Here is an 18325-nt window from a genome sequence, read left to right on the forward strand (position 1 = left end):
CACCGTCGCCGTACTTGGTAAAATAGCCCACTTCCAGTTCGCTCCTGTTGCCAGTTCCCACAACAAGGTAATTATACAGGTTGGCAAAATAATACAGCACTATCATCCTCAGCCTGGGCTTTATATTACTCGAGGCCAATCTTTCCGAATGGGCAGTAGGCACAACTCTTTGTTCCAACTCCCTCATTTTATTTGTTTGCCGCGCATCTTTCAAAACGCCCATCATGCAGTCAAAAACATCGTTGAGTTCAACCTCTATATAGTCGATGTTCAAGCTTTTGGCCACAAGTCTTGCATCGTCGGTATCCTGAGGCAAGCTGTAGCAGGGCATATGAATCCCCAGCACCTTTCCCGGGCAAGCCTTTGCGCACAGCGCAGCCACTACTGCCGAATCCACACCTCCACTTATACCCAGCACACAGCCTCTGGCATTGGCCTCCGCAACCCTATCCCGTATCCATTCAACAAGATAGTGGGATATTTCTTTATGCATGGTTCCACCTTCCTCGAATAAGTCGCTTATGAAAAATCGTTTAAATAAACTTGTAAATAATAGCGTTTTATTACATTTTTCTCAAAATTATACCCATAAAACATACAAGAGTAAAATTATGAATTGTAATATCAAGGATAACCACAGATTATAGGTTTGACAATAGTGCATAGAAATATATCTTCAAACAGTACCAAAAATGTAAAAAAAGCTATGACAATAAGGTCATTAATACCTCACACAGTTTCTCCCTTCATTTTTTGCCTTGTACATCATATCATCGACTCTTTTCACGATAGAATCCAATGTATCGCCCTCCTGATACTCAACCACCCCAAAGCTGGCTGTCACGCTATCGACCTCTCCTATTTTCAGCTGCATTAATCTCTGGCGCAATTCTTCAGCCAGTTTCACCGCATCCTCCAGCTTTGTGTTGGGAAGGAGGATTATAAACTCCTCACCACCCCACCTGGCTAAGACATCCGTCTTGCGTATACGCCCCTTTACCATATCAACCGCAGCCTTTAATACCAAGTCCCCTGTTTGGTGTCCAAAGGTATCATTGAAGCTCTTGAAATAATCCACATCAAACATTATAAGAGCAAACCTCTCACCATACCGTCGAGCCCGTAAAATCTCATCTTCCAGCCTTTTATTAAAATATCTAAAATTATATGCACCAGTGAGTGGATCGGTAATGGACATCTCATAAAGCTGCCTCTCCATTTCTTTTTTCTCAGTTATATCATCCATTATGATTTGAGCCCCTTTTACCATTCCCTCCTTATTCAAAAGGGGTTTTACGTGAATCCTGAGCCACACCCCTTTTCCCCATTTTGACTTATAGAATTTCTCAAAGGTTTGAGGCACATTGTTCTCTATAGACTCTTTCAATTTCTGTGACAAGCCTGCCTCGACAAGTAATGGAAAGGTCAAAAGGTTTATACAGCGTGTTTCCTGCTCTCCTGGAGATCCCAATATGTCCAAAGCCTTTTTATTCACATAGACGATATTACCAGCAACATCGCATTTCAATATTCCTATAGGGGCTTCCTGTGCCAACTCAACATATTGCTTTTTGCTCTCATCAAGCTCATCCTCAACTTTCTTTTTTTCAGTAACATCGATGGAAAACACCATGCAGTACTTAGCTCTTCTATACTCGAATAGCTGCATGTGTGACTCAACATAATAAAACGAACCATCTTTCCTTCTATGCAAGGTATTAAACACCACACGCTCCTGTTTCCCAACCTTCAATCCTTTAATAATATCTCTCAACGATTCAGCCTCAAACTGAGGATTTATGTCAAAAATGGTCATCTTTTCAAGTTCAAAAGAGCTATACCCCAAGTTACTTCTGGCCGTTTCATTGACTACCACAAGCTTGAATGAGTCTGGATCAAATATGTATAGCTCATTTACAGACGTCTCAAAAAGCCGCTCAAACATAGTGGCATATACACTTGCTTCATGCAACCTAATAGCCATATCTATAGTTGACAACAGCGCCACTCGATCTGTATCTTTGAGTACAAAACCATAAGCCTTAACTTTCTTAATCTTCTCTATGACTTCCTTTGAAGTGTTAGCCGTGAGAAATACGATGGGCACATCCTGCTGCTTTGATATTATATCTGCCGTCTCAATGCCGTCCATTTTCCCGGCTAGTTCTATATCCATCAATATCAAGTCTGGAATCATGCCCTTCCCTATCCGCTGTACCACTTCCTCTCCCGTAGGCACAACCTCTACTTCAAAGCCATTTTTTACTAAAAAATCGCCCACCATAGCTGCTGTCAAGCGGCTATCTTCCACCAGAAGAATCTTCTTTTTTTCGTTCATATGCCAATTTCGTCCTTTTTGTTGAATTTTATATAAGTTAAACATCTTATTAAGTTTTATTGTATAATAGTCCATTGGAAATTACAATATATTTATTCTACTCGTCCCATCTATTTGTAAACATCATTAATCATTAACATTTACAAATTTGTCATTGTCAGCCATTAGCGTTAGTTAATTGTTTCTCGCTTAATAAACAATTACTTAAGAAGAAAGATAGCGTATACCATTCCTTCATTTTCCTGCAATATTTCTTTTACAGATTTCAATCCAATAATAAAAAGCGGAAAATTACTAACAAATTACAAATCACAAAACAACTGCAAGATTCAAAATGACATATTTTAATTTTAATCTTGCATAAACTAAACTTATATATTAAAATATAAGTGTTGTCGTGGGTACACCCCACCCCCTAAGAAAAATTCAAATTTAAATAAGGAGGCGGGTCATAAAATGTCGTTCAGCAAACCGGGACGTAGCTTGGCTACAAAAACCAGATTACGTACTCCAAACGATTTTTCACCCTTCAGTGGCATGTGCTCCGTATGCTTAGAAGGATGTACCGGTCTGTGCGAAGTTGGATTGTCCTCAATAAGAGGCAGAGAAGTACTGTATCCACAACCCTTTGGTAAAATTACAGCTGCTGCAGAAAAAGATTATCCCATTGACTTTTCTCACTTTAACATCATGGGCACCGCTGTAGGAGCAGTAGGTATTGAAGCCGACCCAGATAAGGCTATTTTCCCCGCAGTCAAGTTAGAAACTGAAATAGGAGCTGGAGATAATAAGATTAAACTGAAGATGCCAATAGTATTTCCTGCTCAAGGGTCTACCAATGTAGCTAAAGAAAACTGGGAAGGTTACGCTGGTGGAGCCGCGTTGTGCGGTGTAATTGTGACAGTAGGCGAAAATGTATGTGCCATGGACCCCAACGCTGAAATAGTAAATGGCAGAGTGAAGCGTTCTCCAGATATGGAAGCACGCATTAACGCGTTTAGAAAATACTATAACGGATACGGTACTATTGCAGTACAGGCAAATGTAGAAGATACCAATTTGGGAGTTTTAGAATATGCCATTGAAAAATTAGGCGTCGAAGCTGTAGAAATAAAATGGGGGCAAGGTGCCAAAGACATCGGAGGGGAAGTTAAGCTCTCATCCCTGGAACGTGCGCTACAGCTGAAAGAACGTGGTTATATAGTACTACCTGATCCTACAGACCCCGAAGTACAAAAGGCATTTAAGAATGGCGCTTTTACCGAATTTGAACGGCATTCCAGATTAGGAATGGTCGATGAAGAAAGTTTCCATGCTAGGGTCAATCAATTACGCAATGCTGGAGCCAAATACATCTTCCTAAAAACGGGGGCTTATAGACCTGCTGATCTAGCCAGGGCGGTAAAATACGCTTCAGATGCACGAATTGATCTGTTGACAGTAGATGGTGCAGGTGGCGGTACAGGAATGAGCCCATGGCGTATGATGAATGAATGGGGTATCCCCACTGTATATATTGAAGCATTGCTTTATAATTACCTGAAACGTCTGGCAGATAAAGGCGCTTATATACCAGCAGTAGCTATAGCTGGTGGTTTTACGCTTGAAGACCATATTTTCAAGGGTTTGGCTCTTGGTGCACCTTATGTAAAGCTGGTAGGCATGGGGCGTTCACCTATGACTGCTGCAATGGTCGGTAAAACTATAGCTCGTATGATACAAGAAGGTAAACTTCCCGAGGACCTTAAGAAGCATGGTCAATCAGTGGAGCAGATATTCTATGGTGCAATTAAACTCAAAGAACAATACGGTGAAGAAGCCTTTAACAATATGTCACCGGCAGCAATAGCTGTATACACATATATGGATCGAGTTATGGGTGGTTTACAGCAATTAATGGCTGGAGCACGTAAGTTTGACGTTAAATACATCACACGAGATGACATAGCAGCTTTGACACCCGAAGCAGCTAAGATAACCGGAATTAAGTATATAATGGACGTAGATGCAGAAGAGGTAGATAAGATACTGGGTTAAACAAAAAGCTGAAAAACGGGTTATCCCTACATTTTGGAAAGGGTAACCCGTTTTTATTTAGATTTGACATATGGAAACTGGATTTAAAGACCTAATATTACCCGTACTTACGTCTACATCACCTGGAACATTCATGACCGGATTCACGCTCACTACTCCTTTCTCCAACACAGGTCTCCCAGAAATAGCTGCCACAATTCTGTTGTTATTCAAAATCACGGCACCTTTCCCTGCTTTAAACACCGCCTCCTTAGCAGGTAGTGCTCTAATAACCTCACCTGTAACCGTCATCCCGTCCACACCTGGTATAGCAGAAGCCACCTTTTCAGCCAATATTTGTCCTATTTTAACCGTGGGAATAACAGTATGGTCCATCATATCAACTCTTCTATCAGTATCAAAATCGGGATTCCTAAAGCTGTGTTGAGAAAAATAGTATTCAACACGGACATCAACTCCATCAATTGGCGGCCTTCCTTTTGCTACAACAGCACTCCCACCCGACAGCAACTCAAGCAATTTTTCAATCTCTTCTACGAGTATTAACTCTTGCAAAACTCCATTCCTAATTAACTCACTGACGCACTGCTCGACTGAAATATGCGGTGGTGGAATTTCTTCGTAGTCCCCGCTAATTACAATACTATTGCTGGGTTTTATATCTCGCAAAAAGTATCTTTTTCCCGGCTTCTTTTGAATTCTTAAGATTGCCTTCATTTTATCAGGTGTGATATCAACCTCAATGCGGGCTATCGGGGGAACTTCCCGAGGAATTACCTGGATCACATCTGTTTCTGTAACCACACATGCCCCAGACACTTTATTACTATTTACAAATACCTCGAAGTTTTGGTCATTTACAATTAAAGAAGGATATTTACCACCTTTTACAGGATTTTTCACTCTTACAACGTCATCCTTGATTTCTACTGTTCCATCGATGGCTTTATACTCTTTAACCACCTCTTCTCTTTTTTTGGCTACCTCTATCTTGTAAATTCCTCTCCACTTGATAATTCCCCAAAAAATGACCCCCGGTGGCCTTTATAGTATAAACCTTTAAACAACTTCTGGGGCAGTTATAATATTTCTCAGCGTTGGCTAGCGCCTCTTCTATACTATATGCCTTAACCAGCATACCCCTCACCCTTCTTTTTAAAGAGGGCATTAAATCGTGTTTAATTTTTCTATACTACCCTCCTCAAACAAACTCAAAAAAATCTCCACCACCTGCGGATCAAACTGCGTCCCAGAATTTCTTTTTATCTCTGCAAACGCCTTTTCCCGAGTCATGGCTTTTCGATATACCCGATTGCTGGTCATGGCGTCATAGGCATCTACAACCGCCAGGATACGGCACAACAGAGGAATCTGTTCCCCTTTTAGTCCTTTCGGGTATCCGTGCCCGTCCCACCGCTCATGGTGGCACAGTATATACTCTGCTATATGTGTAAGCTCAGGGATGGTCTTTGCAATACGACAGCCAATTTCGGGGTGCCTCTTCATCTCCTCCCACTCTTCAGCAGTCAGCGGTCCCGGTTTTTGTAGTATGCTCTCCCTTATGCCAACTTTGCCTATATCGTGTAATATGGCCAGCAGAGCCAATTCATCCAGTTCCCTTGAAGAAAGCCCCATTTTCCTGCCTATTGCCAAACAGTAATTTTTGAGGCGTTCGGCATGTTCCTCGGTCTCTGCGCTCTTGGTAACCAGGGCCATAAGCATGCTATTTACTATGGCATTGCGATAGCTTTTTTCCTCCATAAGCTTTACGCAGTACATCATTTCCTCTGCTTCTCTAACAATTTGGTTCAAACTTTCCACCGGCTTTTTCTTTATGGCGTAGCCGAAGGCTATGCTGAGGGGTATCTTTTCGTCCTTCTCCTGCAAACACCTACTTTTTATCCTCTCTATAATTTTCTCAACCGCTCGCTCTGAAATATGGGGCAATAGAATCAAAAACTCATCCCCATCCCACCTGACTACTATATCGGTTTTCCTGCAGCTTTCCATCAATATTCTAGCAGCCCTTTTGAGCAGGTTATCCCCTTCCTGAATGCCGTACACATCGTTGATCATCTTAAGTCCATTGATATCAGCCACTATAACCGCAATGGAAAACGCCCTGGGAAAAGCCTGCCATCTTGCAAACTCTTCCTCTGCAAAACGACGGTTATAAAGCCCGGTTAACAAATCGCGATAACTTAAGATATAAAACTTTTCCCTTGGCACGCCATCATGAACACCTGGTAAGTAGCCTTCCTCATCCTCCCTCAGTATGGGCATAGCTGTCGTTGCCTCTGTTTCATCGTATAATTTAAACCGTACAAGTTGTGCCAAAACGTTCTTTAGTTCTATTTCCCTTGTAATGTCGTGAAAAAACGAAACGAATAGTTTTTTATCTACCGCAAAGACAATTAGCCTGTACCAGCGTTTTCTCAATGGCAAATATACATCGACTTCCTGAGTCTGTCCACTTAATGCCGCTATTTCATATAAATCCACCCAACCCAAATCTTTAAAACCGATATAGCGCAGAATTTCCTTTATCCCCTTGCCTACAATATCATCCATTTTTACTCCAGCCATGGTTTCAAAATAAGGATTAGCGTAGACAAAAACGTAATCTCTATCCTCTTCATGTTTTCCAACTAACCTGTGAATTGCGCACGCCATCGGGATACGGTGTAGAATCTCCCACAAGATTTTCTCTGTCATTTTAGCCCCCTGTCTTCATTAAATTTTGTAATTTTTCATAAATAAAGGGCTGTTGTGCACCTTACCATACAAAAACACGTAGAACAAGTTTTAAAATAGGCAAAGTATGGTGCTCAACAGCCCTTTACGACGCACCAGCTAAATATTTGACATTAAAAGAATTATTTTCTATTTTGTTACATTTAATACACAAATTACTCCCCCTATACAAACATATGTTTACGTATTCGTATAACACACCCACAACAGAAGAGATTACGTTCCCAATTTTTACCCTTGAAAACCTGTGCGTATATGAAGAAATGGGCATATATTTTCACCACCATACCATTTAAAACTTTTTTCATTCTATACCACATACCCCTAAAATAAAAGGGCTCTGCATACCGATTGCAAAAAGAGTGTACATATTTCCTGCAGAGCCATTCCCTGTACTTGCATAATCACCCTTTGTGCAACCGGCTGCCATAGAACAAGAACGTTCCTTAGGCCCGCGGCTTTGCGTCCCTGCCTTTCGACAGGTTTGCCCTTTAACAAAGGTTGCTTGATTTTTCATTTTTATAGATTTTAGCCGCTTGGCATATAGCATTACAAGTTGTATAGTAAAATTTGCTAATTTAATTATAGCAACACTTACCTCATATTTCAACAAATTACTCCATTTTTTCTGCTATATTTTACCCCGAGATTAAAGTAAAAAATTATCCTCCCCTCATCACACGAGTGGAGGATCCATGATCTCTTTTATAACTTTATTTCTTTTATACCTCAAATTTTTATCGATCAGCTCAAGGTATTTTTTGTAAAACATGTTACCACGCTGCTTTTTCCATCCAGCCAAGTCGGCGAGCATCTTTCTGACGTCAGGTTCGTCCACTGCCTGAGTTGCCTCGTCATAAAAGCGTCAGAAGTCGGTCTTTACCAAATTAAACTATGCGCATCAACCAATACATCGGATGTTCCTGCACTAGCTCCCTAAAGCATGTCGGAATCGTCGGCCAGTATGTGAGAACCTCTGGTTTTAAAATTAATTGTCATCCACCACACACAAGATATCTATGGGAGCCTCTGTAGAGCCCAACTTATCATATTCTTTCTCTAAGGTATCAAAGTGCTGCTTTTTAATTTCAATCACCTCTTCAAAGATGCGCTTTGTCTCCTCTAAGATGGCTTTATCAACATAAAAATTCATAAAAATCCCTAGCATTCTTTTCCATCATCATAGGCAAACTGTAACATCTTTTTAATTTTTCCTATAAAAAATCCTCCTGGTCATATTTTAAAGGGTTTCAGAATCAATCACTTGCGCAACATCACTTCTATCCTCCTATCGACTTTGTACTCAAAACTAACCTTTATTTCATCGTCTGCTGGGACGGACACGACAAATTCTATTTTGTCGGACGACTTCTTGACATAATCGTGGCTTGACGATACCATCTCCCACACACCTCGGATTTCGTGCTCAAAGTGTACTTCCGCTGGTTCCCCTTTGTGATTTTTAATTGTATATTCGTAACGGTGATGCTCAAAACCATTTACCTTCTTACGCTCCACTTCTATGCAATCAAAAGTTATATTAAAAGCATTGCCTATTCTTAACTTTATGCTCTCATCCTTTGGAGTATGGTCTATAAAGTCTTCACCTATAAACTCTAAGGAGCCATCGTCTTCATTCATTTTATACAGTTTGACTTTGCCTTTAGGCACAGGAACCCCCAGACCGGATTCCTTTGTATTGGCAAATTCAACAACGATATTGACTTTTTCTTCGTACATATTCAACTGATAGTATTTCTTATATGGCACATTTGAACCGCTCAGTATGTTAATCTGCTTGGTCTGATTATTTTTCAACGTAGTAGGATGAAGCAACGTATACATGTGATAGTCGAAAAAGCTTTTCTCTTCAGCATAGCATTTCGTCGCTTCATTAACACATACCTCACCATCAAAATATCTAAACCGACCACCTTTATTTACACGATTAACATCACCAGCTATAAGCTTGACCTTAGCATTTTCAAAGGTTGCACCGCTCTCATTTTTAATCTCAGCCCATCCGGCGATGTTTAAAACATTTTCTGAAAGTTCTACTACATAATTGGCAATCCATTTAAATCCACGGCTGAGATAAGAAACTCTAACAGTATCCGTTTTGCTGGGCGCTATCTTCCATACAAGGGCCGGCTTCACAATCAAGCCAGACGGCAGCGAAGGCAATACGATTTCAGCCTGTGAGTCAATGTATATTTCCTTTGTAGCATAATCCTCCAAAACGCACCTACCTCCCTCTTCTACCGATAGCAACCGGCATTTTCTCTTTTCACCAGACTCTCTTTTCACCAGCCATACCTCTTTATCTACATACTTTTGAAGGAGCTTATCCCTGCTCACCAGGTCATAATCATAGTTAAATTCCAGCACATTCAAGCCTTCAACCAACAGCGAATCTGTTTCTATATGTTGAGCCACATCCGCAAACACAAGCTCGGTCTCCTCACCAGTAAGGCACACCTTTCGGACTTCTTTGACGGCTCCAAAGCCCCCGTTGTATATGGTCAAAGACACTTCTTTTGTATCCGCTGAAGTGCAAAGCTTCCTCATCAATTCTCGCCTCCATTTCCTTCATTAATATACACAATATACACAACTCAAAAAGAGTAAGCTTTCGTTGTGGCATCAAGAAGACAAACGCCATCAAGCCTTCCTTATTAGTTCCTGCCTTTCGTATTCAATCTGTCCAATCTCATTTTTAGCCTCCTCAAGAGCCCTCTCAAGCCTTTGCTTAATATTCTCCACCTGCCTTAATACCCGAAACGCGTTTTCCCGCGACTGAGAAATCCGCGATTGAACCACCCAATCGGCAATCAGCCCATCAAAGAAAAAGTCGGCAAAGGTAGCAAAGGAACCTATATCTATATTCAGATGCTGAAAGCTGCCCACATCCATAAGCTCTCTTTCCAACCTCCGCAGTTGATATTGTACCTGACTTACAGCAGTTTTTGCACCGTCAATGTACGAATGTTTGATGGCGGTAGATAAAATCCCTCCTCCTATGATATCCCACGTGCCCCAGCCGCTAGCGCTATTCAGGCAACTCAATACCCTTTCCAATCCATCTATTGCAGCATTGGCCGCTTCTAACGCTTCCATGATCTCCTTTGCTTTTGCACGGGCTTCTGCCAGCTTTTCTGAAAGTTTTTCAAGTTCCCTGGAAGTAGCATCATGTATCCCCTCGAGTACTTTCTCCTTTTGTCGTAAGAGATCTTGATACTCCCTTTCCAATACGTTTATCTCTCCCAGTTGCAGCTTGAGGTCTTGAATTTCCTTTCCCAAGGCATCCAGCTCATCTTGGCACTGATCATACTTAAGCTTTGCAGCCAGATACTCCTGCCGCTCTTTTTCCAATCTTTCCTCCCTCGTGCCCAGAATAGAGTAAAATAGATTAGTAAGGTTCATCCCCTCCAGCTTATCTACATCACTTTTTTCCTTTTCCAGTTGCTCCCTGAACTCACAAAGGCGCTTTTGTAACTCCATATAGCTCTTTTCTGCAGCTTCTAACCTCCGTCGGATTTTATATCCTTCTTGCACCTGCTCCTGCAGTTGCATTAAATGATTATTTAATTCCTCTAGCATAAAAATACCTCCTCCCCCTAGGAAATAATACTCTATTCTTTAATTATACCGTGTAAAATTTTCTTCAGCCAGAAGCGGGAAAGTTAAAATATTTTAACCCATTAGTTTGGGGGTAAAAATATGCTATCATTCAACTTTTATTTAAAATTTAATCATCCATTACCTAATTCCTTTTGAAAATTGTTATCATAAGTTAAAACCCACATTATGGCAGCAAGAAGTTAAAATATAAGTAAATCTGTATAAAAGCAGTTGACATTGATTTATTATGCAAAAGTAGGTATTAAATAGTTTGCTAAAATTTTGAATTGATGTAGCAGGAATATCTCACACCCATTTCCTTCAACATGCATAATTTCTAACACCTCGTTTTTAAAAGGAGGTGAACTTATTGATATCAAACACTTTGCAGAGTGCATAGCAATAAAGCCCTTATCAACTTCTTTTAAATTTTACAAAAGGAGGAAGTAAGTGAGATGGTAAATAGATCAGTTATGAAAATAATTAGCTATAGTTTAACAATTGCACTGTTTTTCTCCTTAATTGTTATCTCACCACCATCATGGGTTCATGCTGCGACTGGTTCACAATCCAGTTTACTTAATAACGATAACAAAACAATTACATCCAATTTAAATCTTCACGGAATTACCATTCCTTTTATAAAAAACTCTAATTCAAAACAATCGGAAGTAAAGTATTACGCAACTACATTTTATGGAACTGTATATATTACAAACAATGCTATAATTCATAGGTTGTACGATGGGGACAACGACACCATATTGATAAAAGAACAATTCTTAGATGCCGAAGGTAATCCCATAGTATTTGAATCAACTGGAATGCAGAAATCAAATATAAAAGCCGATTTATATATAGGCAAAAACCCTGATAAATGGCAGACAGCTTTGGAGACGTGGAACATAATCAGTTTAGGAGAAATATATCCCGGCATAGAGGTAACGCTTAAAGCTCATGGAGGCAATATTGAAAAAATATTTAAAATAAAACCCGGCGCCAATCCATCTGATATAAAAATTCGGGTTATAGGCCAGGATAAAATTGAACTAAAGAGTAACGGATATTTGAATTTGAAGTCATCCATAGGCGATATATATCTCACCAAACCTGTGGCATTTCAAGACAATAACACTATTGATGTAATGTATAAGCTGTCCGGCAATATTTATACCTTTCAGGTGGGAACATATAACCCCAATAAAGAACTCATCATCGATCCAAAATTAGAATACAGTACATACATAGGTGGGACTGAAGGCGATCACATGGAAGGTACAGGAATTAGAATGGCAGTGGATGCTGAAGGCAATGTATATATTGCAGGGTCCACACGTTCTGCTGATTTTCCTATTACAGAAGGTGCCTATCAGGATAATATGTGGGAAAATGCATGGGGATGTGCCTATATATCCAAATTAATGCCCAATGGAGAAGGAAAACTGGACCTTAAGTACAGCACTTATTTTGGAGCAGTTGCGTTTATAGAAGATATCACAGTAGATAAGAAGGGAAACATATATATAGCTGGATATGGGGTCTCGAATGATTTTCCTATTGCTGACGGAGCCTATCAAACCGATCAAAAAGGGGGTACTGAAAGTTGGGTAGTCAAGCTAAAACCTAACAGTCAAGGAACACTAGACATTGAATACAGCACTTACATTGGAGGATCCGATTATGATTATGTACAAAGCTTAGCAGTAGATAATGAAGGAAACATTTATTTAGCAGGAACTACATGGTCCAGCGATTTCCCCATTACTGAAGGAGCTTATCAAAATTCCCCAAAAGGTGAAGTGCCTACTAATTTTATCGCTAAATTGGCACCCCAGCACCAAGGAAAAGCAGATTTAATATACAGCACCTATTTTGGTGGAAGCGAGAATTATTATAAAAATGACTATATAAACGATATAACAGTCGATACTCAGGGCAACATTTATATCACAGGGGAGACAAACTCAGAAGATTTTCCGGTTACAGACAACGCATACCAAACCAGCCTCAATGGATATGAAGATATTTTTATAGCGATACTTACACCCAATGGTCAAGGAATGCAGGATTTAAAGTATAGTACCTACTTTGGCGGAAGCGAATTTGACGTAGGGTTAAGTATAACTCTGGATAACTACAATAATATATACTTAACAGGTATAACGCATTCTAACGATTTTCCTGTTACCAAAGGAGCTTTTCAGTCTACACGCAGAGGAGAACAAGATGATATTTTTGTTGTGAAATTTAAACCTAACCAACAGGGTACGCTGGATCTAAAATACAGCTCCTACATTGGTGGAATTAAATGCGATTTCAGTTACAGCATAGCAGTAGACAGCGAAGGCAATATATATTTAACAGGCGGCACGGAGTCTCATGATTTTCCTGTGACAGATGATGCCCATCAAAAAAACTACAATGGCGGAAACTACGATGCTTTTATAATTAAGCTAGCTCCTAATGGGCAAGATTCACAAGATCTAAAATACAGTACATATTTTGGTGGAACAGGCGACGATATAGGATATGGCATAGCTTTAAATATACAGGGTGACATATTTATTGCTGGAATAACTCTGTCTGAAGATCTTCCCATTACTGAAGGTGCCTATCAAACCGATTATCATGGTGGATATGATGAACGTGAGCCAGGAGAAGGTGGAAATTTCTTCTCGGGAGATGCTTTCATAGCAAAGTTATCTCAAAAACCTAAAAACGCTGCACCTGTAGCAGCAGACGACACAGCTAAAACCGACCAGGGTACTTCGGCTATAATAAAAGTGTTGGATAATGACTCAGACCCCGATAACGATACATTAACAATTACTAACATTACTCAGCCAAAACATGGTAAGGCAGAAATTAACAGCAATGGAACGATTACCTATACTCCCGAAAGTGGATTTAGCGGGGATGACTTTTTCACATATACTATCTCCGATGGCAAGGGTGGAGAAGCTACTGCCAATGTCAAAGTCACCGTCAATAAAGTAAATTCACCACCTAAAGCAGTAAATGACACCGCTGAAACAAAAGAAAGTACCTCCGTCACAATAAATGTGTTGGCTAATGACTTAGACCCTGATAATGATACATTGGCAGTAATTACTGTTACAGAACCTAAACACGGCAAGGTAACGTATAATAAATATGGAATAGTCACTTATACTCCCGAAAGTGGATTTAGCGGAGATGACTCTTTCACATATACTGTCTCAGACGGCAACGGCGGAGAAGCTACCGCTAATGTGAAAATTACCGTTTCCAAAACAATTGAACCCGGAACCTATTATATGGATATAAATAAAATTTCAAAAGACATAGAAGATCCTTCAAAGAAAAGTATATACATCGATTTAACCAATATAATAAGCGCTAGTAACAAAAGAACTGTGGAAATACCTTTTGATGTCATTGAATTAATGGTAAAAAACAATAAAACTACAATAGTAAAATCACAAGAAGTTGCCTTGCAGTTTGACACAAAAGCTCTAGCTGCCTTGAAAAACGTAGCACACATCTCACAACAAGCAGCAGTTAAAATAAGTATACAAGACAAAGGTAAAATGGCCGAATCGTCTCTCATACCTTTGACAAATGCATACGATATAACAGTAAAAGTAGAGGAACAAGACATAAATATTGGAGCTCCCATAAAGGTGACATTTGACCTAAAAGACGTAAAAGACATCACAAAAGCAGCGGTATTTTATTTCAATCCTGAAACCAGTAAATGGGAGTACATTGGAGGCGAAATTGATAAATCACAGAAAACCATAACTTTTATAGCCGAACATTTTTCTGTATATGGTGTGTTTGAATACATTGGTGAATCAGAGCAAAGCAGTACCTTTGAGGAAAAAGATAAGCTTGTTCAAACAGGTTCGTGGTTAGATATAAAAACATTCTCAATAATTGGTTTCTTTTTAATAATAACAGGAATTCTAGTTGTCTTATTAGACAAAAAAAAGTACAAAAATTAAGTATAAAGCATTAACAGGGGTGTTTTATTCAAACACCCCTGTCCCAATTCATACTCTCCCCTCATTTATAGCCCTTATTTTGCTGGGATCAATTTTAGGCTTCCTGTCGTAAGTCATAAGGCCGTTAACCTCCTGCTGCACATCGGTAAGCTGGGTATAGCAAAAACCGCATATATAGTCTATAGACATGATGGCACGAGTCAAACCAGCAAAGCGTTTCAAAAACTCCTCCTCATCAGCCACCTTATCACCGTATCCCCATCCCTTGCTAGATGCAAATGCTATACCGCCGTATTCGGTTATAAGAACAGGTTGACCTTTATAACCATATCCTTCAGCAAATATGAATTTCCCCGCAGGAGCGCCATTTACCACCTTATCCTTGTCAGCATAAACCCTCCTCAAATCCTCTCCATCTGAACGGTAATCGTGTATGGTACACAAATCGGTATCTGTATGCTCCCAGCCATCATTGGACACCACTAGCCTCGTTCTATCCAGGCTCCGTATCATGTTGACCACAGCCACAGTATGGCTTTGCTGCTGTCTATCCACCATTACATTTGGCACGCCCCAGGACTCATTGAAGGCCGTCCAGGCTATGATGCAAGGATGATTGTAATCCCTCTCGATGATCTCCTGCCACTCCTTAATATACGCATTGGCTGCCCTTGGACTGTATTCATAATACGAGGCCATCTCGCCCCACACTAAAAGCCCCAGCTTGTCGCACCAGTAAAGGTACACCGGGTCCTCCACCTTCTGATGCTTCCGTACACCGTTATAACCAAAAGCCTTTGTCATCTTTATGTCGTTTATCAAAGCCTCCTCACTGGGAGCGGTGAGGTTTGACCGTGGGAAATACCCCTGATCCAGTATGAGCTTTTGATAATAAGGGTGATTGTTTAATAACACCTTGCCGTCCTTGACCGACACCTTGCGCATGCCAAAATAGCTAGCCACATGGTCAACCGTATCGCCTTTTTCATCCACCAACGTGAACGTTATATCGTAAAGATTGGGATTCTCGGGGCTCCACAGCATTAACCCCCACTTGAAGGCATGGTTTATAACGCTCACCTCGAAGACAACCCGCTGCTGAAAGCAAGGTACAGTAACCGAAGCAACTGGCACGCCCTCAAAAGATATACACGTTTTCAAACTGCAGCCGATGGCCTGCGCAGTAAGTAAGGCCTCTACGCCCACAGTGCCTTTATCGATATCAGGAGTCATACGGACGTTGATAATATGCGCCGGGTTTACAGGCTCCATCCACACCGTCTGCCAGATCCCAGAGGTGCGGTTATACCAGCAATCAAACGGGTGATCCAGCCATGACTGCTTCCCACGAGCTTGCTGGCAATCGGACGATATGTCGTCCGCCTTTACCACCACCTCATCGCTGCCGTCCCACTTTAGAGCATCGGTTATATCGAAGCTAAAGGGCGTATGACCGCCGGTATGGCTACCCATATAAACACCATTTACCCACACTTTAGCGTGGTAATCCACTGCACCAAAGTGCAGCATAACCCTTCTACCCTTCCAGCTGTCCGGCACTGCCAGCTTGCGCCTGTACCATATATGGTCATGGCGTGACGTGTCTCCTATGCCGCTTAATTCGCTTTCAAAGCAAAACGGGACATTTATGGTACGTGAAAAAGCGTGATTTTTATACCATCCCTCTTTTTCTCCCACATCGTCATCATCAAACTCAAACTCCCATATACCGTTTAAATTAAGCCAATCTTTTCTTACAAAATTGGGACGCGGATACTCAGGCCGTGGTATGCTTGACATGAAAACCCCTCCTTCTTCAAGCTTATACACCAATTTGTTCATTGCCCAAAAGCGCTTTCTTTCGCCAGTTGCCTCTTTTATAAAAAATTGTAGTGATTATGGCACCGCACACCCAGGCAACCAGCAGAGATATAAACACAGACTCAGGCCTTCCAGTAGGATAGGCTTCACTTCGCGTCAGGTAGGCAATACCGTAAGCAATAGGCACACGCAAAGCGATGGTGGTGATAAGCGAAATCCACATGGGAGTCACGGTATCGCCTGCCCCACGCATAACCCCTGACAGAACCTGTGTCACCGCCATAGCAATATATCCTACCGAAAGGATACGCATCATGCGCATGCTTAAATCCACAAGCTCAACAGTGCTGGTAAATATATTCATGAGATACTTTCCAAATGTCAATATGGTTATTGTAATTACGGTAGAAACGCTAACAGCAATTATGAGGCCCTCCAGTGTTCCCCTTTCCACTCTGTCCATCTTTTTTGCCCCAACGTTCTGACCTGCAAAGGTAGTCATGGCTACACCAAAGGTAAAGTTTGGCATCATGGCAAAACCGTCTACGCGCATGACCATGACGCTACAGGCTATGACCATTTCGCCAAAGGTGTTAGTCAAAGACTGCACAGCAACCATGGCAACTGAAAATATAGCTTGTGTAAGCCCGGACGGTATCCCAAGCCTTATCAGCTGAGTTGCATACTCCTTAAGAGGCTTGAGCACTTTCCAATTGAGGTCAAATACTTTCTCCATCTTTTTCAGCTTAATAAGACACAGGATAGCAGATATCATCTGCGCAATAACGGTGGCCAGCGCTACTCCCGGCACCCCCATGTTGAATCCTGCCACAAACCATATGTCCAGCACCACATTGAGAGCGGTAGATATAAGCAAAAACACCAACGCTGAAAGCGAATCGCCCAAGCCGCGCAGAATTCCCGATAAAATGTTAAAGTACGAAAAACCCCAGTTGCCTACTAATAATATCAATAGGTAATTGGCGCACCAGTCTAAAATGGACTCGGGCGTATTTATAAACACGAGCATAGGACGGACCACAATGGGCCCCACCACCATTATTATCAACGACGCTATGGCCGTAAGGGTGATACATACACCAATGGAACGGGAAAGCCTTTCGCGGTCCTTTGCCCCGAAATACTGCGCAACCATTATGCCTGCACCGGTGGCTACCGCCACAAAAAGCACCAATAAAAAATTCAATACCGGGAAAGCAGTACCCACCGCAGCAAGGGCATTGTCCCCTACATACCTTCCAATGACAATCGAGTCAACGGTATTATAAAGCTGCTGCGCCACATTGCCAATAAGCATGGGAATCGAAAACTCGATTATTCGCTTCCACGGTTTCCCCACTGTCATGTCTCGTGGAGCAAACAAATCCGCAAGCTTTGCCATATGTACATCACCAACTCCTTTATATATTTCGCTGTGCATAGCTAAGTAAACGTCTAATACAAAAGTTAACCATGATTTCTGCCGTATTAATTATTTCATCATTTAATACTCACACTTATGAACCAGGAAAACCCCTAAATTATAACCCTCGTTTAAGCCCAATTATCTATTAAATAATGATTTGAGTTGGGCTCAGCAAAAACGCATTCTCACCTCCATATCCTCGTATATCGTATACACGGTAAAATCCAAGAGTTATTTTACCATATTTTTATTGATTAGTCTCGCTTTTTAAACTTTTCACCCAATTTAAACCTCTCTATAATAGAACCATTGTAGATTAATTCAAGTTATTGTAGATTAATT

Annotated in this window: 13 protein-coding genes and 1 riboswitch; of the genes, 2 read left to right on the forward strand and 11 right to left on the reverse strand. The window is 41.0% G+C overall.

Translation table 11 applies throughout. The features are described from left to right. Window positions 1-493, reverse strand: a 493-nt coding sequence (gene nadE / locus KVG29_RS10085; protein ID WP_252228317.1) for an NAD(+) synthase, incomplete at its 3' end; no start/stop codon positions are given. A gap of 228 nt (window positions 494-721) precedes the next feature. Next, window positions 722-2338: a GGDEF domain-containing response regulator gene (locus KVG29_RS10090; protein WP_252228318.1), complete on the reverse strand. Its 1617-nt coding sequence runs from the start codon at window positions 2336-2338 to the stop codon at window positions 722-724. Between the two features lie 456 nt (window positions 2339-2794). On the opposite strand from KVG29_RS10090, the gene KVG29_RS10095 reads away from it, so the two are divergent. Further along, a complete protein-coding gene (locus KVG29_RS10095; RefSeq protein WP_252228319.1) occupies window positions 2795-4375 on the forward strand; it encodes an FMN-binding glutamate synthase family protein in 1581 nt (526 codons plus the stop codon). 57 nt (window positions 4376-4432) lie between these two features. Here KVG29_RS10095 and KVG29_RS10100 read toward each other — a convergent pair whose 3' ends face one another. The 7 genes from KVG29_RS10100 to KVG29_RS10130 all read right to left on the reverse strand — a co-directional run bounded on the left by KVG29_RS10100 (window position 4433) and on the right by KVG29_RS10130 (window position 10729). Beyond that, on the reverse strand, window positions 4433-5338 hold the full coding sequence (locus tag KVG29_RS10100) for a flagellar assembly protein A (RefSeq protein WP_252228320.1): 906 nt from the start codon (window positions 5336-5338) through the stop codon (window positions 4433-4435). Further along, the gene (locus KVG29_RS10105) at window positions 5331-5513 is read right to left on the reverse strand and encodes a hypothetical protein (RefSeq protein WP_252228321.1); all 183 of its coding nucleotides are present in this window, start codon (window positions 5511-5513) and stop codon (window positions 5331-5333) included. Before KVG29_RS10105 ends, KVG29_RS10100 begins: the two co-directional genes overlap by 8 nt. Before the next feature lie 29 nt (window positions 5514-5542). Beyond that, entirely contained in the window at window positions 5543-7090 is a 1548-nt protein-coding gene (locus tag KVG29_RS10110) for an HD domain-containing phosphohydrolase (RefSeq protein WP_252228322.1), read from the reverse strand. Window positions 7091-7540: 450 nt separating this feature from the next. Beyond that, a riboswitch (cyclic di-GMP riboswitch) is annotated at window positions 7541-7628 on the reverse strand. Between the two features lie 177 nt (window positions 7629-7805). Further along, window positions 7806-7967, reverse strand: coding sequence for a hypothetical protein (locus tag KVG29_RS10115; RefSeq protein WP_252228323.1), 162 nt, complete (start codon window positions 7965-7967; stop codon window positions 7806-7808). A gap of 150 nt (window positions 7968-8117) precedes the next feature. Further along, a complete protein-coding gene (locus tag KVG29_RS10120; protein WP_252228324.1) occupies window positions 8118-8297 on the reverse strand; it encodes a hypothetical protein in 180 nt (59 codons plus the stop codon). Between the two features lie 92 nt (window positions 8298-8389). Beyond that, window positions 8390-9697 carry a DUF4139 domain-containing protein gene (locus tag KVG29_RS10125; RefSeq protein WP_252228325.1) on the reverse strand — a complete coding sequence of 436 codons (1308 nt, stop codon included), beginning with the start codon at window positions 9695-9697 and terminating at the stop codon, window positions 8390-8392. Window positions 9698-9790: 93 nt separating this feature from the next. After that, a complete protein-coding gene (locus KVG29_RS10130) occupies window positions 9791-10729 on the reverse strand; it encodes a hypothetical protein (RefSeq protein ID WP_252228326.1) in 939 nt (312 codons plus the stop codon). A 494-nt stretch (window positions 10730-11223) separates the two neighbouring features. Here KVG29_RS10130 and KVG29_RS10135 point away from each other — a divergent pair, with 494 nt between their 5' ends. Then, a complete protein-coding gene (locus tag KVG29_RS10135) occupies window positions 11224-14736 on the forward strand; it encodes an Ig-like domain-containing protein (RefSeq protein ID WP_252228327.1) in 3513 nt (1170 codons plus the stop codon). Window positions 14737-14784: 48 nt separating this feature from the next. On the opposite strand, the gene KVG29_RS10140 is transcribed toward KVG29_RS10135, so the two are convergent. Then, the gene (locus tag KVG29_RS10140; RefSeq protein ID WP_252228328.1) at window positions 14785-16578 is read right to left on the reverse strand and encodes a glycoside hydrolase family 2 protein; all 1794 of its coding nucleotides are present in this window, start codon (window positions 16576-16578) and stop codon (window positions 14785-14787) included. Further along, the gene (locus KVG29_RS10145) at window positions 16559-17959 is read right to left on the reverse strand and encodes an MATE family efflux transporter (protein WP_252228329.1); all 1401 of its coding nucleotides are present in this window, start codon (window positions 17957-17959) and stop codon (window positions 16559-16561) included. Before KVG29_RS10145 ends, KVG29_RS10140 begins: the two co-directional genes overlap by 20 nt. Window positions 17960-18325 lie beyond the last annotated feature (366 nt).

The organism is Caldicoprobacter algeriensis (assembly GCF_023838525.1).
In the GTDB taxonomy this organism is placed as follows: domain Bacteria; phylum Bacillota; class Clostridia; order Caldicoprobacterales; family Caldicoprobacteraceae; genus Caldicoprobacter; species Caldicoprobacter algeriensis.